A 16,573-nucleotide genomic window follows, 5' to 3' on the forward strand; every position below is an offset into this window, starting at 1 on the left:
CCGCAAAGGTGGCAGCGAGAACCGCTGGCTGGCCGCGCTTGTGGCGCGAAAACCGAAGATGGTCGCCGCCGTTGCGCTGGCGAACAAGATGGCGCGCATGATCTGGGCCGTGACGACAAAGCAGGAAGATTATCGGATGGCGTGACCTGAGCCCCGACGAAGGGACGAAGACACGACATGGCCGCAAGGCCAGGGCGAGCGATCGACGAGGAGTAGGCGACACGGACTTCGAAGTTCAAGGCAGGGACAATCAGACCCGGGGCTCGAGCGCTTGCAGCTCTCTGAACCGATGTGATCCCAGCCTTCCGAACAGCATACCGGCCCGTGGCGTCAAAAGAAGGCCACGCTCAGAGGCCTGACACACGTCCGATCGAAGACCCTGCCGAGACCTCAAGAAACGCTTGCCAAACAGGAGGCATCCACACACGTCATGGCATACAAGATGCCGTTGGTGGGGGCATCCACCGCATCGGTTCACCGGTTCAGACCGGAAGGTATCTCGAATCCACTACTTGACGTTTGCGGTCGACTTGACTAGCTAGGGCGCGTATTGCGGGCGTTGTGTAGTGGTAAGACCTCAGCCTTCCAAGCTGATGACGCGGGTTCGATTCCCGCCGCCCGCTCCAACCCCCTGAATGTCCTCTCATGGGGTTGCGTCGGTCTCAGTACTCGACGCGGTAATCGGGTCTGCGATTTCGCGCTGCCGTCACGTTGCGCGGCAGGATGAACTTTTCGGCCTGGTTGTCGGTGACAATGATCGTGCCCGAGCAGTTCGTGACACGTATCTTTGGGTCCTTGCCGGGTTTTCTGTCGATATGGCGTACGCGATTTCCAACGATCTCGACATCCGTCACGGCATTGACGCGAATTCCATTCGGGCTGGAACAGGCAACCGAATTGTCCCGTATGACCACATTGGCATAGGGCCCATCGTGCAGGCTGATGCCCTGCAGCCGGGTCCGCAGGGGGTTTACCGGCCGTACCGTCCACTCCAGGATTGTGTTGTCCTTCACGACCAACCCGTTCAGCAGCCCGCTGGTCTTGAAAGATTGAAATCCATCAGGGTGATTGCCATCAATCTGTACGGCATCGGTAACCCGGTTGCCGATGACAACGCAGTTGTCTGCCGAGACGCGCAATCCATCGCCGGAAAATCCGAAAACGCGGTTTGCAAACAGTTCCGAGCTGGCCCCTATCACGTTGAATCCGAAATTCACGCCGATTGCCACATTGTTGCGTATCACGCCATGAGGGCCTCGCAGGAACGCGCCGCCGATCTTTGCCGCGTTCCAGTCTTCCTTGCTCCAGTAGGCAAACCGGTCGCTGTCCTCGCGGCCGCGGAACAGGCAGCCCTCGACCTCGATGTTCGAACTGCGCGCGTCCGCGGTGATGAGGTAAAGTTTTGCACGGCTCCTTTCCACGGGAGCGCCTGGCCACAAGTGAAGACCCGAAAGGGTCAGCCGCGAACAGCGGCTGATTTCGATACGCTCGAAATGGGCCGATCCCGGCTCGGCCGCGGCAAGGGTCACGCCGCCTGGAACATTGATGTTCCTGAGCCGGACCGAGCCGAAACGACCCGAGAGCAGAAGCGTCTGGCCCGCGCGCGCATCGGCCAGGCGCTCGAGGAGCTCGGTTCGCGTGGTAACGACTTCGGTCATGGGTTGCCTTTTCGCTGCTTGGTACCAGCCTAGGGCATGGCGTCGATTTGACCAAGCGTGTCCATTTCGGGCCCGTGACCTCTTGCCGCTTGCCCAGTGTCGTGCGCGGGCCTAAACGAAAGCCCGAGACAACGGAGGCAAGATGGCACGTCAGACACAGACCGTCGAGGATCGCGCGGCATCCAAACGCATTGGCGCACTGGCTGGATTGTGGCCGTTCATTGCCCCCTATCGCGGGTTGGTTGCGCTCTCGCTTCTCGCGCTTGTGCTTACCGCGTCGATTTCGCTCATCCTGCCGATCGCGGTGCGGCGTGTCGTGGACGGTTTCTCGGCCGGGGCAGAGCTGTTGGACAGCTATTTCGCCGGCGCTCTTGCCATCGCGGCGCTTCTCGCGCTTGGAACGGGCGCGCGTTATTATCTTGTAACCCGGCTTGGCGAACGCGTCGTCGCCGATATCCGCCGCGCCGTCTTTGATCGTGTCATCGGCATGAGCCCGGCCTTCTATGAACGTCTGATGACGGGCGAGGTCGTCAGCCGGATCACGACCGATACGACGCTGATTCTGTCGGTCATCGGCTCGTCGATTTCGGTCGCATTGCGGAACGTGCTGATCATGATCGGCGGGCTGGCCCTGATGCTGCTGACATCGCCCAAGCTTACCGGCCTGGTCCTGTTGATCGTGCCGCTGGTGCTTGTGCCGATCATCACGCAGGGGCGGCGCCTGCGTCGCCTGTCGCGCGAAAACCAGGACTGGATCGCGGCTTCCTCTCATGCCGCGGCCGAGGCGCTCCAGTCGGTCCAGATTGTTCAGGCATTCACGCATGAGGACCGCAGCAGGGCCGAATTCGGCCGGGTCACCGAACAGGCGTTCCTGTCGGCCAAGGCCCGGATCCTGACGCGCGCGATCATGACCGTGGCCGTCATCTTTCTTGTCTTCGCGGGCGTCGTGGGTGTCTTGTGGATCGGCGCTCATGACGTGCGGGCGGGCGCGATGACCCCAGGCGAGCTGGTTCAGTTCGTCATCTACGCGATCATGGTCGCGGGGTCGGTCGCAGCCCTGTCCGAGATCTGGGGCGAGTTGCAGCGTGCGGCCGGCGCGGCCGAGCGGCTGATCGAACTCTTGCACATCGCAGACACGGTGCGCGATCCTGAAAGACCGCGGCATCTGCCCCAGCCGGTTCAGGGTGACATCCTTTTCGAGGGCGTCAGTTTCCACTATCCCAGCCGGCCCGAGCAATCGGCTCTGGACGGGGTTGATCTGCATGTCTCGCCCGGCGAGACGGTTGCCCTGGTGGGGCCGTCCGGGGCGGGCAAGACGACGATCCTGCAACTGCTTCTGCGCTTCTATGATCCCGAGAAGGGGCGCATCCTGCTGGACGGCGTGAACATCGCCGAAGTCCCCCGATCAGAGCTGCGTCGCCATATGGCGCTGGTGCCGCAGGACCCGGTGATCTTTGCTGCCAGTGCGCGGGAAAACATCCGCTTTGGCCGTCCTGACGCAACGGACGAGGAAATCGAGGCCGCGGCCCGCGCTGCTGCGGCGCATGACTTCATCACGGCCCTTCCCGAAGGGTATGACACTTACCTGGGTGAGCGGGGCGTGATGCTTTCGGGCGGACAGAAGCAGCGCATCGCGATTGCGCGCGCCATCCTGCGCGATGCGCCCGTCCTGCTGCTGGACGAAGCGACCTCGGCCTTGGACGCAGAAAGCGAGCGCGCCGTTCAGCAGGCGATCGAGACCGTCTCGGAAGGCCGCACGACCCTGGTGATTGCGCATCGGCTTGCAACCGTGAAGCGCGCCGACAGGATCGTTGTCCTGGATCACGGCCGGATCGTGGCCAGCGGAACACATGACGCCCTGGTTGCGGAGGGCGGTCTGTATGCACGCCTTGCGCGTCTTCAATTCACCGAAGGCATGGCCGCGGAATAGATGCCGGCCCGGTTGGCCATTCTTACGCTTCTTACGCTGCGTCCGAATGTCGCCGATCGTCTTGCCCCTTTCCGGCGTTCCCAGCATCTTGGTTCCAGGGAAGAATTGCTGGCCGACAATGCGCGGCCCGTCCGTCTGGGGAGGACATCATGGGAAGATTCGAAGGCGTCGCGGATCGTGACGCGATCGAGAGGGAAATGCCGTACGAGCAGCGCGATCTGCCCGTCACGCTGTATCAGTTCATCAAGCGCACTGTCGATCGGGTGCCCGATCGTCCGGCCGTAAGCTTTCAGATCCTGTCCGATCCGAAGTCGAAGGCCGAGACCCTGACTTGGGCGCAGCTGATGGGCCGCGTGACTCAGGCGGCCAACCTTTTCCGTTCGCTGGGCATCGGAGAGAAGGACGTCGTCGCCTATCTGTTGCCAAACAGCAATGAAACCGTCGTCACCCTGCTTGGAGGGGCGATCGCGGGCATCGTCAACCCGATCAACCCGCTGCTGGAGCCCGAGCAGATCGCGGCGATCCTGCGCGAGACCGGCGCCAAGGTCCTGGTCACGCTCAAGCCGTTTCCTAAGACGGATGTGCCGCAGAAGGCGCATGAGGCCGTCAAGCTTGCGCCAAACGTCAAGACGATCCTCGAGGTCGATCTGAACCACTATCTGAGCCCGCCGAAAAGCTGGATCGTGCCGCTGATCCGGCCCAAGGTCAAAATCGAACATGGCGCGAAGATCCTGGACTTCAACGCGGAATGCGCGCGCCAGCCGGCCGACCACCTGACCTTCGAGGATAGCAAGGGCGACCGCGTCGCGGCCTATTTCCACACCGGCGGGACGACCGGTATGCCCAAGGTTGCCCAGCACAAGTATTCGGGCATGATCTACAACGGCTGGCTGGGTGGACGTCTGCTGTTCGACGAAAACGACGTTCTGCTGTGCCCGCTGCCGCTGTTCCACGTCTTCGCGGCCTATCCGGTTCTGATGTCGGTGATCGCCAGCGGTGCGCACATGGTCATGCCGACGCCCGCGGGCTATCGCGGAGAGGGCGTCTTCGACAATTTCTGGAAGCTGATCGAACGCTGGCGCGTGACATTCCTGATCACCGTGCCGACCGCCATCGCGGCACTGATGCAGCGCCCGGTCGATGCGGATGTGTCCTCGCTGAAGATCGCGCTGTCGGGCTCGGCGCCGCTGCCTCTGGAGCTCTACAAGCGGTTCGAGGATGCAACGGGCGTCCAGATCGCCGAGGGCTATGGCCTGACCGAGGCGACCTGCCTTGTCTCGTGCAATCCCGTGGACGGGCACAAGAAGGTCGGTTCGGTGGGCATCCCGCTGCCCTATTGCCATGTGCGCATCCTGCACCATGACGATGCGGGCAATGTGGTGCGCGAATGCGGCGTGGACGAGGTGGGCGAGATCTGCGTCTCCAATCCCGGCGTGTTCGAGGGCTCGACCTATACCGAGGAAGACAAGAACCACAACCTGTTCTCGGAAGGGCGGTACCTGCGCACGGGCGATCTGGGCCGGATCGACTCGGACGGCTATCTGTGGATCACCGGCCGTGCGAAGGACCTGATCATCCGGGGTGGCCACAACATCGATCCCGCGATCATCGAAGAGGCGCTGATGGCGCATCCGGCGGTGGCCTTTGTCGGCGCGATCGGACAGCCGGATTCCTTTGCCGGCGAGCTGCCCTGCGCCTATGTCGAACTGGTCGAAGGGGCCAAGGTCACTGCGGAAGAGCTGATGGACTTCGCGCGCGAACATATCCACGAACGCGCCGCGATCCCCAAGCATATCGAGATCCTGCCCGAACTGCCGAAGACCGCCGTGGGCAAGGTCTTCAAGCCCGATCTGAGAAAACTGGCGATCAAGCGTGTCTATGACGAGGTGCTGAAGGCCGCGGGCTTCAATGTCGAGGTGGCCGAGGTCATCGACGACAAGAAGCGGGGCCTGACCGCGCGGCTGTGCCGCACCGGCGAGGTCGATGAAGAGGCGCTTGCCCACAAGCTGGGCGAATTCACGCGGCCATGGGAATGGGCTGACTGAGCAGACCCGAGATGGATCGGAGGCGCGCCGAGGCTCTGCCCGGCGCGTCTTCCTGTTCATGTGGCGCGGCGTCAATCCGGGCGCCCGTGCGACCTTTCCGATGCTTTCTTACTTGCCGCGGTACGCCCGAGGCACGATATTCGGCCGATGAGTCTGCCGCCCGGATTTCTGGAAGAATTGCGCGCCCGCACCACGCTTAGCCAGATCGTGGGGCGCAAGGTCATTTGGGACATGCGCAAGTCCAACCAGGCCAAGGGTGACTGGTGGGCGCCATGTCCGTTCCATCAGGAAAAGACGGCATCGTTCCACGTCGATGACCGCAAGGGCTTCTATTACTGCTTTGGCTGCCATGCGAAGGGCGATGCGATCGGATTCCTGAAGGACGCCGAGAACATGTCCTTCATGGAGGCGGTCGAGACCCTGGCGCGCGAAGCCGGCATGACGATGCCCGCACAGGACCCGAAGGCTGCCGAGCGGGCCGACCGGCGCAGCGAACTTGCGCGCGTGATGGACGAAGCCGTACGATGGTTCCGCTTGCAGTTGTCCACCGGCGCGGGCGCCGAGGCGCGCGATTATCTGTCCCGGCGCGGGTTGAGCCAGTCGATGCAGGATCGCTTCGAGATCGGTTTCGCCCCCGATGGCCGTCAGGCCCTGTTCCAGGCGCTCACCGGACGCGGCATTCCGGCGGATCACCTTGTCGCCGCGGGTCTCTGCGCCCGGCCGGACGATGGTGGTCAGCCCTATGACCGGTTTCGCAATCGCATCGTCTTTCCCATTCGCGATGCGCGCGGGCGCTGCATTGCCTTTGGCGGCCGCGCGATGGATCCGAATGCGCGCGCCAAGTATCTGAATTCGCCCGAGACAGAGCTGTTCGACAAGGGGCGCAGCCTGTTCAACCACGGCCCAGCGCGAGAGGCCGCGGGCCGAGGACAGCAACTGATCGTGGTCGAAGGCTATATGGATGTCATTGCGCTGGTCGGCGCGGGCTTCGAAGCCGCCGTGGCGCCCCTTGGCACCGCGATCACCGAAGACCAGCTGCGCATGATCTGGCGTATCCATCCCGAGCCGGTGGTCATGCTGGACGGTGACACTGCCGGCCAGCGTGCCGCGCATCGTCTGATCGACCTTGCGTTGCCCATGCTCGAAGCCGGGCTGAGCCTGCGTTTCGTCATGTTGCCCGAAGGAATGGATCCCGATGACCTGATCCGCGCACAGGGGCGTGAGGCGATGGCCCGGCTGCTGGCCGAGGCGCGGCCCATGATCGATCTGTTGTGGCAGCGCGAGACCGAAGGGCGGGTTCTCGACAGTCCCGAACGCCGCGCCGCGCTGGACAAGTCCCTGCGCGAGCTTTTGCGCCGAATCAAGGATCCGTCGATCCGAACCCATTACGGTGAAGAGTTCAAACGCCTGCGCCAGGAACTCTTTGGTGTGGCGCGATCGGGCGGACCGGGCCGCGCCGGCAGGGCCGGGGGCTGGCAACCGGCGCAGCCCGGCGAGCGTCGGGCAGGGCGGGCGCCGTTCATTCCGGTTGCCCCCCTGCCGGAAACCCGGAATTCGCTACTGGCAAGGGCCTCGGACCAGCCGATCGAGGATTACCTGCGCGAAGCCATGATCCTTGCCATCGCGTTGACGCATCCATCCTGTGTCGAGCGTTTCGAGACCGAGCTTGCGGATGTCGAACTGCGCGCAGCCGGGCATGACAGGCTGCGGAATGCGCTTCTTGCTGCGGTGCGGGCCGGAGTGGGGGGCGAAGATCTTCGTGACAGGCTGATGAAGGAGGTCGGCGCCGATCTTGAAAAGCTGATGAGCCTTCCCTACATCCGCACCGCCCCACCCGTGCGCAAGGCCTGGGACGATGAACTGGCCGCGATGTGCCTTGCCGAGGAACTGGCCAAGCTGGAGGCGCGCAGGGGGGCAGAGGAGGAGCTTGCTGAAGCGGTCGAGGATATCGAGTCGCTGGCGAACGAGGGTCTGACCTGGAGATTGTCGCAGGCCGTGGATGCGCGCAACCGCGCGGGGCGCACTCGGCTGGATGATGACAGCGATCTGGGGGAAGACCGCGCCGCGATGTCGAACTGGCTGCAGGAACTGGTCGAAAAGGCCTCGGAGATCAAGAAGAAACGCTGAATTCGCGCGGCGGTCGGCGCCGCGATACGGGATCGTCCGAATCGGGTCAGATTGCAGGGCCTGTGATTCGGTTTCGTGATTCGATAATACATTTGAAACGATTCGCACTGCGCAGCGATTCGCCCAGACGGAAGGAACGCCCATGGCCGCCAAGGATACCGACGATCGCAAGCCGGAGACCGAGGAAACCGAGATCGCGTTGGACATGAGCCAGGCGGCGGTCAGGAAGATGATCGCCGAGGCCAAGGAACGCGGCTATATCACCTATGACCAGCTGAACCAGGTTCTTCCCTCGGACCAGGTCTCCTCGGACCAGATCGAGGAAGTGATGTCGATGCTGTCCGAAATGGGCATCAACATCGTCGAGGATGAGGAAGCCGAGGAAGAAGAATCTGTCGGCGATTTGGTCGAAACCTCTTCGTCGCGCGAACTGACCGTCGCAACCACCCAGACCGAAACGCTGGACCGCACCGATGATCCGGTGCGCATGTATCTGCGCGAGATGGGATCGGTCGAGCTTCTGTCGCGTGAAGGCGAAATCGCCATCGCCAAACGGATCGAGGCCGGTCGCAATACGATGATCGCGGGCCTGTGCGAAAGCCCGCTGACGTTCCAGGCGATCACGATCTGGCGCGACGAGCTTCTGAACGAAGAGATCCTGCTGCGCGACGTGATCGACCTGGAAACCAGCTATGCCCGGTCGCTGGAGGATGATGCCGAGGGCGACGACATCGCCGTCGTTGCGGGCATGCCTTCGGCAACAGCAGCAGGGGGGGCGCCCAAGGCCAAGAGCCCCGAACTGGATGCCGACGGCAATCCCATCGCGTCAAGCGAGGACGATGACGAGGATGACGAAGCCGCGAACATGTCGATCGCAGCGATGGAAGCCTCGCTGAAGCCGCGGGTTCTGGAAATCCTGGATCGCATCGCCGACGCCTATGCGCGGCTGTCGCAGATGCAGGATCAGCGGATGTCGGCAACGCTGAACGAGGACAACAGCTTCTCGATCGCCGACGAGACGGCCTATCAGAAGCTTCGCACGGAAATCGTGCAGATGGTCAACGAACTGCATCTGCACAACAACCGTATCGAAGCGTTGATGGACCAGCTCTATGGCATCAACCGCAAGATCATGCAGATCGACAGCCAGATGGTGAAGCTGGCCGATCAGGCGCGGATCAACCGGCGCGAATTCATCGAAGCCTACCGTGGATACGAGCTGGATCCGACCTGGCTGGACCGCATGGCCGAGAACAAGGGGCGTGGCTGGCAGACCTTCGTCGAGAAATATCGCGACAAGATCGAGGAGCTGCGCAACGAGATGGCCCGGGTCGGCCAGTATGTCGGCGTCGATATCGGGGAATTCCGCCGCATCGTCGCCCAGGTCCAGAAGGGCGAAAAGGAAGCCCGCCAGGCCAAGAAGGAAATGGTCGAGGCCAACCTGCGGCTGGTGATCTCGATCGCCAAGAAATACACCAACCGCGGCCTTCAGTTCCTGGACCTGATCCAGGAAGGCAATATCGGCCTGATGAAGGCGGTGGACAAGTTCGAATACCGCCGCGGCTACAAGTTCTCGACCTACGCGACCTGGTGGATCCGCCAGGCGATCACGCGTTCGATCGCCGATCAGGCGCGCACCATCCGCATTCCGGTGCACATGATCGAGACGATCAACAAGCTGGTGCGCACGGGTCGCCAGATGCTGCACGAAATCGGCCGCGAGCCCACACCCGAAGAGCTGGCCGAGAAGCTGCAGATGCCGCTGGAAAAGGTCCGCAAGGTGATGAAGATCGCCAAGGAGCCGATCAGCCTCGAAACCCCGATCGGGGACGAGGAGGACAGCCAGCTTGGCGATTTCATCGAGGACAAGAACGCCGTCCTGCCTCTGGACAGCGCCATTCAGGAAAACCTGAAGGAAACCACCACACGGGTCCTGGCCAGCCTGACCCCGCGCGAGGAACGGGTTCTGCGGATGCGTTTCGGCATCGGCATGAACACCGATCACACGCTGGAAGAGGTCGGCCAGCAGTTCAACGTCACCCGCGAACGCATCCGCCAGATCGAGGCCAAGGCCCTGCGCAAGCTGAAGCACCCGAGCCGCTCTCGCAAGCTGCGCAGCTTCCTCGATCAGTAACGCCGGGATCGCGCAAAGAAAAACGCCGCCGCGGGGCTTCCGTGGCGGCGTTCGTCATTTCGGGACTTCCCGCGAAGGGATAGCCAACAGGTCGGACTCAGGCGATTTCCACCAGCTCGATATCGAAATTCAGGTTCTGTCCGGCCAGCGGATGGTTGGCGTCCAGCGTCACGGTGTCGTCGGTGATCTCGACCACGGTCACGGGAACCGCGCGCCCGTCGGGGGTGCGCATCTGCAGGGCAAGCCCGACTTCCAGGGGAATGTCGGCCGGAATGTGTTCGCGCGGGATCGCCTGACGTGCCGCCGGGTTGTGCGGGCCATAGGCGTCCTCGGGGGCGACGGAAACGGTCTTCTTCTCGCCAACGGTCATGCCAGGCAGCGCCTGATCCAGACCGGGGATGATCTGCCCCGACCCGACCGTGAACTCCAGCGGCTCGCGTCCCTCGGAGCTGTCGAATTGGGTGCCGTCGTCCAGCGTGCCGCGATAGTGAATGCGCACGGTGTCGCCCGTCTTGACTTGGGTCATGTTATCCTTTCGGTGATGTCTTGGGTGGATTTCGAGGCCGCGCGTCCTTCACGTCACGGGTGCTCACGTCTTTCCAGTCTAGCCTTTTTGGCTGTTGCGGTAAAGTCCGCGATCTTGCGCCCGGACGGCCCGCGCGGCATTGTCGCGCGCGATCCGGCCTAACAGGGGGACGACGGCATGATTCCGGTGCGTGGATATGAAGGGCGCAAGGTGGGTGTTCTGGGGCTTGGACGGTCGGGCTTGGCGACTGCCCGCGCCCTTGCCGCCGGCGGGGCCATTCCCCGCCTTTGGGACGACAGCCCCGAATCGCGCGCACGGGCCGAGTCGCAGGGTTTCGACATGACGGACCTGACGCGCGCCGATGTCTGGCACGACATGGCGGCCCTGATCGTGTCGCCCGGAATTCCACACCTCTATCCCGAACCTCATCGCCTGATCGCCCGTGCGATGGCGGCGGGCGTGCCGATCGACAACGATATCGGCCTGTTCTTCCGGTCATGGTCGACCGAGGCCTGGGACGACATGGACCCGACGCCGCGCGTCGTGGCCGTCACCGGTTCGAATGGCAAGTCCACCACGACGGCGCTGATCCATCACATCCTGAAAGAGGCCGGCCGGCCGACGCAGATGGCCGGGAATATCGGGCGCGGCGTGCTGGATCTCGACCCCGCCCGCGAGGGCGAAGTAGTCGTTCTCGAGCTTTCCTCATATCAGACCGAACTTGCCCGCGCCCTGACGCCCGACATAGCCGTGTTCACGAACCTGTCGCCCGACCATCTTGACCGTCACGCGGGGCTGGGCGGCTATTTCGCGGCAAAGCGCCGCCTCTTTTCCGAAGGGGGCCCGGATCGCGCGATCATCGGCGTGGATGAGGTCGAGGGCCAGTTCCTGGCCAATCAATTGTCGCAGGGGCCGGGCGATGACCGCGTGATCCGCGTATCGGCCGTGCAGAAGCTCGACGGCGCCGGGTGGACCGTTTTTGCGCGGCGCGGATTTCTGTCGGAATGGCGAAAGGGCCGCCAGGTCGCCTCGATCGACCTGCGCGGGATCCGTGGCTTGCCGGGGGCGCACAACCATCAGAACGCCTGCGCGGCCTATGCTGCGGCGCGCTGTCTGGGCCTTGCGCCGCGCCTGATCGAACGGGCGCTGCACAGCTTTGCGGGGCTGCCGCACCGCAGCCAGCTGATCGGCGAACGCGACGGCGTACTGTTCATCAATGATTCGAAGGCCACCAATGTGGACAGCGCGGCACGGGCCTTGCAGGCGTTCCCAAGGATCCGCTGGATCGCCGGGGGGCTGGGCAAGGAAGGTGGCATCGGCGCCCTGCGCCCCCATCTTGGGTCGGTCGTGAAGGCCTATCTGATTGGCCATTCCGCGCGCGATTTCGCGCTCGAGATTGGCGAGACGCCGCACGAGATCTGCGAGACCATGGAGCGCGCCGTCGCCCGGGCCGCCGCCGATGCCCAGCCCGGAGAGGTCGTGCTGCTTGCGCCCGCAGCGGCGTCATTCGACCAGTATCCGAACTTCGAGAAGCGTGGCGAGGACTTCACGCGGCTGGTGCAGAAGCTTCTGGATGGCTGAACGCCGCCGGCAGACGCGGCGCATCGGGCAATTCTCTGGCATTGTTGTCCCATCTTCGCTAGACTCGTACCCAGACCCGGAAAACGGGCAGGCTGAGGCAGTGAAGGCAGTATCCCATGACTGAAATGGTCTATGGCTCGGTTCCCGTCCGGGCCGCAGAGCCGGTTCTACCGAAATGGTGGCGTACGCTCGACAAATGGACGCTGGCCGCCGTGCTTGCGCTTTTCGCTATCGGAATGCTGCTGGGGCTCGCAGCCTCGGTCCCTCTGGCCGAGCGCAATGGTCTGGAGCCCTTTTACTATGTCAAGCGCCAGGGCCTGTTTGGCGGGGTGGCGTTGTGCGTGATGCTGTGGCTGTCGATGCAGTCGCCTGCGACGATCCGGCGGATCGGCGTGATCGGCTTTCTGGGCGCCTTCGTCGCGCTGACCCTTCTGCCTGTCTTTGGCACCGACTTTGGCAAGGGGGCGGTGCGCTGGTATTCTCTGGGATTTGGCAGCTTCCAGCCGTCAGAATTCCTCAAGCCCGGTTTCGTCATCATGACGGCCTGGCTGATGGCTGCGGCGATGGAGATCAATGGCCCGCCCGGACGGCTATATTCGTTTGTCATGACGGGTATCATCGCGCTTCTTCTGGCGCTGCAACCCGATTTCGGACAGGCCTGCCTGATCCTGTTTGCCTGGGGCGTGATGTATTTCGTCGGCGGTGCGCCGATCGCGCTTCTGACGATGATCGGCGGCATGGTGGTGGCCGCAGGCATCTTCGCCTATGAAAGCTCGGAACATTTCGCCCGTCGCATCGACGGGTTCCTGAGTGCCGAAATCGACCCTCGTACACAGATCGGGTTTGCAACCAACGCCATCCGTGAGGGCGGATTTTTCGGTGTCGGGGTGGGTGAGGGCACGGTGAAATGGTCGCTCCCCGATGCTCATACCGACTTCATCATCGCGGTTGCGGCCGAGGAATACGGCCTGATCCTGGTTCTTCTTGTCATTGCGCTGTTCGCCCTGATCGCGGTGCGCTCGCTGTGGCGTCTTGTGAAAGAGCGTGACCCCTTCATCCGGCTGGCCGGCACCGGCCTTGCCTGCATCTTTTGCGTTCAGGCGCTGATCAATATGGGCGTCGCGGTGCGACTTCTTCCGGCCAAGGGGATGACGCTACCCTTTGTCAGCTATGGCGGCTCTTCGGTGATCGCCTCGGGCATCACGCTTGGCATGCTGCTGGCGCTGACGCGGACCCGGCCCCAAGGGCTGATCGGGGACCACCTGATCAAGCGGGGGCGCTGATGAAGGCGCCGCTGCTTCTGATCGCGGCCGGGGGAACGGGCGGGCACATGTTCCCCGCCCAGGCTCTGGCCGAGGAGATGATCCGGCGCGGATGGCGCGTGCGGCTGTCCACCGATGCACGGGGCGCGCGTTTTGTCGGCAATTTCCCCGCCGAGGTCGAATTGCAGCGGGTCTCTGCCGCAACCTTCGCGCGCGGAGGAGTGGCGCAGCGCCTTCTTGTGCCTTTGCGCATCGCCGGTGGGGTGATCGGTGCGGCATGGGGCATGTTGCGCGACCGGCCCGATGCCGTGATCGGCTTTGGCGGGTACCCAACGATACCCGCGCTCGCGGCGGCGACGATCCTGCGCGTGCCGCGAATGATCCATGAACAGAACGGCATCCTGGGGCGCGTCAACCGCATGTTTGCCCGCCATGTGCGCTGGATTGCCTGCGGAACCTGGCCCACGGACATTCCCGAAGGCGTCGAGGCGCACCATACCGGCAATCCGGTGCGCAAGGCCGTGCGCGACCGGGCGGCGGCGCCCTATATCCCGCCCGGGGACTATCCGATGAGCATTCTGGTCATGGGCGGCAGCCAGGGCGCGCGCATCCTGTCGGACCAGGTTCCGGCGGCCTTGGCCCTGTTGCCCGACCATCACCGCCGCAACATTCGCGTCGCCCATCAGGCCCGCCCCGAGGATGTCGAGCGCGTCGATGCCGCCTATGCCGAGGCGGGCATCCGCGCCGAGGTCCGCCCCTTCTTCGACGATGTGGCGGCGCGTCTGGCCGATGCGCAGCTTGTGATCTCGCGTTCGGGGGCAAGTTCGGTTGCCGACATCTCGGTGATCGGGCGGCCTTCGATCCTGGTCCCCTTTGCGGCGGCCGCGGGCGATCACCAGACCGCCAATGCCCATGGCCTGGTCGAGGCCGAGGCCGCCATCCTGATCCCCGAATCGCTGCTTGACGCGGAAACCCTGTCGCGGCATGTCGGCACGATCCTTGACAATCCCCAAGCCGCGACGCGCATGGCGCATGCCGCGCTGAGCTATGGGATACCCGATGCAACCGAACGCCTGGCCGCGATGGTCGAGGCGCTGACGACGAAAGACACCGCATGAACGCCGCCGCAACCAAGCTGCCCGGAGAGCTGGGCCCAATCCACTTTGTCGGGATCGGGGGTATCGGCATGTCCGGTATCGCCGAGGTGCTGTTGACGCTGGGCTACCGTGTGCAGGGGTCGGACGCCAAGGCGTCAAGGATCACGGACCGGCTGCAATCCCTGGGCGCGACCATATTCGAAGGCCAGCGCGCCGAGAACATCACCGATGACGTGTCGGTGGTGGTGATCTCGTCGGCCATCAAGAAGGACAATCCCGAACTGATCGAGGCGCGTCGGCGGGGCTTGCCCGTGGTGCGGCGCGCCGAGATGCTGGCCGAGCTGATGCGGATGCGTTCGAACGTTGCGATCGCGGGCACGCATGGCAAGACCACGACGACGACCCTGGTCGCCACGATGCTGGACAAGGGCGGCTTTGACCCGACTGTCATCAATGGCGGCATCATCCATGCCTATGGATCGAATGCACGGGCCGGGGCGGGGGAATGGATGGTGGTCGAGGCTGACGAATCCGATGGCTCGTTCAACCGTCTGCCGGCCACGATCGCGATCGTGACCAATATCGATCCCGAGCATCTGGAACACTGGGGCAGCTTCCATGCGCTACGCAAGGGGTTCCACGACTTCGTGTCGAACATCCCGTTCTATGGCGTGGCGGTCTGCTGCACCGACCACCCCGAGGTTCAGTCGCTGGTCGGGCAGATCACGGACCGGCGCGTCATCACCTATGGTTTCAATGCCCAGGCGGATGTACGCGCGGTCAACCTGCGCTATGAAAACGGTGTGGCGCATTTCGACGTCGCGCTTCAGGGTGAGGGCAAGGGGGCGTTGATCGAAGGCTGCACCCTTCCGATGCCCGGCGATCACAACGTCTCGAATGCGCTTGCCGCGGTCGCGGTTGCGCGTCATCTGGGCATGAAGCAGGACGAGATTCGCGAGGCTCTTGCGAGCTTTTCGGGGGTCAATCGCCGGTTTACCCGCGTCGGCGAGGTTCTGGGCGGGGTCACGATCATCGACGATTACGGTCATCACCCGGTCGAGATCGCGGCCGTTCTGAAAGCGGCGCGTCAGGCAACCGGCGGCCGTGTGATCGCGGTGCACCAGCCCCACCGCTATACGCGCCTCTCCAGTCTGTTCGAGGATTTCTGCACCTGTTTCAACGAGGCCGATGTGGTCGGCATCGCCGATGTCTATTCGGCGGGCGAAGACCCGATTCCCGGCGCCAGCCGCGACGATCTGGTGGCCGGCCTGCGCGCCCACGGGCATCGAAACGTCCATCCGATTGCCAGCGAGGATGACCTGGCCCGCCTGGTGCGCGAGCATGCCAGGCCGGGCGACATGGTCGTCTGTCTGGGCGCCGGCACGATCTCGGTCTGGGCGAATGCGCTGCCGCAGCGGCTGGCCGACCAGCAGGTGGCATAGGCAGGCGTCTTCCACCACGGTGTCCGATGCGCCCATCTTGCAGCGAACATTCGGCAGGGCGGCGCATGCCTCGGTCGCGCCCCGTTCATGCGTCTGCGTTGATCCGCGCGATTTCTGCGCCCATTTGACCTATCGCAAGGCGGACGCATCATGCATAGCTTAGCCAAGCTTGGCAGTGGGCCAGGCCGAACGCAGAGGGAGAGAGCATTCATGAATGCCGCAAGACTTCTTTCGATGGCAGTCGTCACAGGGCTGACGCTGGTATCGCCCGCCCTTGCTGCCGGCGATGCCGCAAAGGGTGAAAAGGACTTCAAGAAGTGCAAAGCCTGCCATGCGATCGTGGCCGATGATGGAACGGCGATCGTCAAGGGCGGCAAGACGGGTCCGAACCTGTACGGGGTCATCGGGCGTCAGGTCGCCTCGACCGACTTCAATTACGGCGATTCGATCAAGGCCGTGGGGGAAACGGGCCTGGTCTGGGACGAGGCCGAGCTGGCTGCCTATATCACCGACCCCAAGGCATGGCTGGTGGAAAAGACCGGCGATGCCGGCGTCAAGTCGAAGATGTCGTTCAAGCTGAACAAGGGGCAGGAGGACATTGCGGCCTATCTCGCCTCGGTGAGCGCGCAGTAATCCATGGAGGCCCGGGCCATGTCGTCCGGGCCGCCTTGCTGCGTCAATTTTTCCCCTTTCCATCGGCATGACGGATTGCCCTAACTGAATGCGGTCAGTATTACGGGGGCAATCGCGGTGCGGGCCGATCCGGTCGGC

General features: G+C 63.6%; 11 protein-coding genes, 1 tRNA gene and 1 pseudogene. 11 read left to right on the plus strand and 2 right to left on the minus strand.

Annotated features, from left to right (window positions below; all coding sequences use genetic code 11):
* Both LV82_RS15135 and LV82_RS09955 read left to right on the plus strand, forming a co-directional pair.
* A pseudogene (locus tag LV82_RS15135) lies at nucleotides 1-145 on the plus strand (IS110 family transposase); the annotation flags it as partial.
* Between the two features lie 407 nt (nucleotides 146-552).
* Nucleotides 553-626, plus strand: a tRNA-Gly gene (locus LV82_RS09955).
* Nucleotides 627-662: 36 nt separating this feature from the next.
* Here LV82_RS09955 and LV82_RS09960 read toward each other — a convergent pair.
* Nucleotides 663-1,658 carry a right-handed parallel beta-helix repeat-containing protein gene (locus LV82_RS09960; RefSeq protein WP_104071304.1) on the minus strand — a complete coding sequence of 332 codons (996 nt, stop codon included), beginning with the start codon at nucleotides 1,656-1,658 and terminating at the stop codon, nucleotides 663-665.
* A gap of 142 nt (nucleotides 1,659-1,800) precedes the next feature.
* On the opposite strand from LV82_RS09960, the gene LV82_RS09965 reads away from it, so the two are divergent.
* The 4 genes from LV82_RS09965 (at nucleotide 1,801) to rpoD (ending at nucleotide 9,894) form a co-directional block, all read left to right on the plus strand.
* Nucleotides 1,801-3,588, plus strand: a complete 1,788-nt coding sequence (locus LV82_RS09965; RefSeq protein ID WP_104071307.1) for an ABC transporter transmembrane domain-containing protein — start codon at nucleotides 1,801-1,803, stop codon at nucleotides 3,586-3,588.
* A gap of 149 nt (nucleotides 3,589-3,737) precedes the next feature.
* Entirely contained in the window at nucleotides 3,738-5,633 is a 1,896-nt protein-coding gene (locus tag LV82_RS09970) for an acyl-CoA synthetase (RefSeq protein ID WP_104071309.1), read from the plus strand.
* Between the two features lie 147 nt (nucleotides 5,634-5,780).
* The gene (gene dnaG / locus LV82_RS09975) at nucleotides 5,781-7,760 is read left to right on the plus strand and encodes a DNA primase (protein WP_104071310.1); all 1,980 of its coding nucleotides are present in this window, start codon (nucleotides 5,781-5,783) and stop codon (nucleotides 7,758-7,760) included.
* A 142-nt stretch (nucleotides 7,761-7,902) separates the two neighbouring features.
* Nucleotides 7,903-9,894, plus strand: a complete 1,992-nt coding sequence (gene rpoD, locus LV82_RS09980) for an RNA polymerase sigma factor RpoD (RefSeq protein ID WP_104071312.1) — start codon at nucleotides 7,903-7,905, stop codon at nucleotides 9,892-9,894.
* Nucleotides 9,895-9,991: 97 nt separating this feature from the next.
* Here rpoD and LV82_RS09985 read toward each other — a convergent pair whose 3' ends face one another.
* Nucleotides 9,992-10,420 carry an FKBP-type peptidyl-prolyl cis-trans isomerase gene (locus LV82_RS09985; RefSeq protein WP_104071314.1) on the minus strand — a complete coding sequence of 143 codons (429 nt, stop codon included), beginning with the start codon at nucleotides 10,418-10,420 and terminating at the stop codon, nucleotides 9,992-9,994.
* A 177-nt stretch (nucleotides 10,421-10,597) separates the two neighbouring features.
* Here LV82_RS09985 and murD point away from each other — a divergent pair, with 177 nt between their 5' ends.
* The 5 genes from murD to LV82_RS10010 all read left to right on the plus strand — a co-directional run bounded on the left by murD (nucleotide 10,598) and on the right by LV82_RS10010 (nucleotide 16,435).
* On the plus strand, nucleotides 10,598-12,001 hold the full coding sequence (gene murD, locus LV82_RS09990) for a UDP-N-acetylmuramoyl-L-alanine--D-glutamate ligase (protein ID WP_104071315.1): 1,404 nt from the start codon (nucleotides 10,598-10,600) through the stop codon (nucleotides 11,999-12,001).
* 116 nt (nucleotides 12,002-12,117) lie between these two features.
* Complete coding sequence (locus LV82_RS09995; protein ID WP_104071317.1) at nucleotides 12,118-13,284, plus strand: peptidoglycan glycosyltransferase FtsW; 1,167 nt, start codon at nucleotides 12,118-12,120, stop codon at nucleotides 13,282-13,284.
* Nucleotides 13,284-14,381 carry a UDP-N-acetylglucosamine--N-acetylmuramyl-(pentapeptide) pyrophosphoryl-undecaprenol N-acetylglucosamine transferase gene (locus LV82_RS10000; protein ID WP_104071318.1) on the plus strand — a complete coding sequence of 366 codons (1,098 nt, stop codon included), beginning with the start codon at nucleotides 13,284-13,286 and terminating at the stop codon, nucleotides 14,379-14,381. The genes LV82_RS09995 and LV82_RS10000 overlap by 1 nt, the downstream gene beginning before the upstream one ends.
* Complete coding sequence (gene murC, locus LV82_RS10005; protein WP_104071320.1) at nucleotides 14,378-15,802, plus strand: UDP-N-acetylmuramate--L-alanine ligase; 1,425 nt, start codon at nucleotides 14,378-14,380, stop codon at nucleotides 15,800-15,802. The genes LV82_RS10000 and murC overlap by 4 nt, the downstream gene beginning before the upstream one ends.
* A gap of 234 nt (nucleotides 15,803-16,036) precedes the next feature.
* Nucleotides 16,037-16,435 (plus strand): c-type cytochrome, encoded by a 399-nt coding sequence (locus tag LV82_RS10010; protein ID WP_245873137.1) that lies wholly within the window; start codon nucleotides 16,037-16,039, stop codon nucleotides 16,433-16,435.
* The last annotated feature ends 138 nt before the right edge of the window (nucleotides 16,436-16,573 follow it).

Origin of the sequence: Albidovulum inexpectatum (assembly GCF_002927635.1) — a bacterium.
Lineage (GTDB): Bacteria > Pseudomonadota > Alphaproteobacteria > Rhodobacterales > Rhodobacteraceae > Albidovulum > Albidovulum inexpectatum.

Bases quoted from the DNA above. Each gene is read 5' to 3' on its own strand.
- LV82_RS09960 (WP_104071304.1), bottom strand. From the start codon at position 1,658: ATGACCGAAGTCGTTACCACGCGAACCGAGCTCCTCGAGCGCCTGGCC.
- LV82_RS09965 (WP_104071307.1), top strand. From the start codon at position 1,801: ATGGCACGTCAGACACAGACCGTCGAGGATCGCGCGGCATCCAAACGC.
- LV82_RS09970 (WP_104071309.1), top strand. From the start codon at position 3,738: ATGGGAAGATTCGAAGGCGTCGCGGATCGTGACGCGATCGAGAGGGAA.
- dnaG (WP_104071310.1), top strand. From the start codon at position 5,781: ATGAGTCTGCCGCCCGGATTTCTGGAAGAATTGCGCGCCCGCACCACG.
- rpoD (WP_104071312.1), top strand. From the start codon at position 7,903: ATGGCCGCCAAGGATACCGACGATCGCAAGCCGGAGACCGAGGAAACC.
- LV82_RS09985 (WP_104071314.1), bottom strand. From the start codon at position 10,420: ATGACCCAAGTCAAGACGGGCGACACCGTGCGCATTCACTATCGCGGC.
- murD (WP_104071315.1), top strand. From the start codon at position 10,598: ATGATTCCGGTGCGTGGATATGAAGGGCGCAAGGTGGGTGTTCTGGGG.
- LV82_RS09995 (WP_104071317.1), top strand. From the start codon at position 12,118: ATGACTGAAATGGTCTATGGCTCGGTTCCCGTCCGGGCCGCAGAGCCG.
- LV82_RS10000 (WP_104071318.1), top strand. From the start codon at position 13,284: ATGAAGGCGCCGCTGCTTCTGATCGCGGCCGGGGGAACGGGCGGGCAC.
- murC (WP_104071320.1), top strand. From the start codon at position 14,378: ATGAACGCCGCCGCAACCAAGCTGCCCGGAGAGCTGGGCCCAATCCAC.
- LV82_RS10010 (WP_245873137.1), top strand. From the start codon at position 16,037: ATGGCAGTCGTCACAGGGCTGACGCTGGTATCGCCCGCCCTTGCTGCC.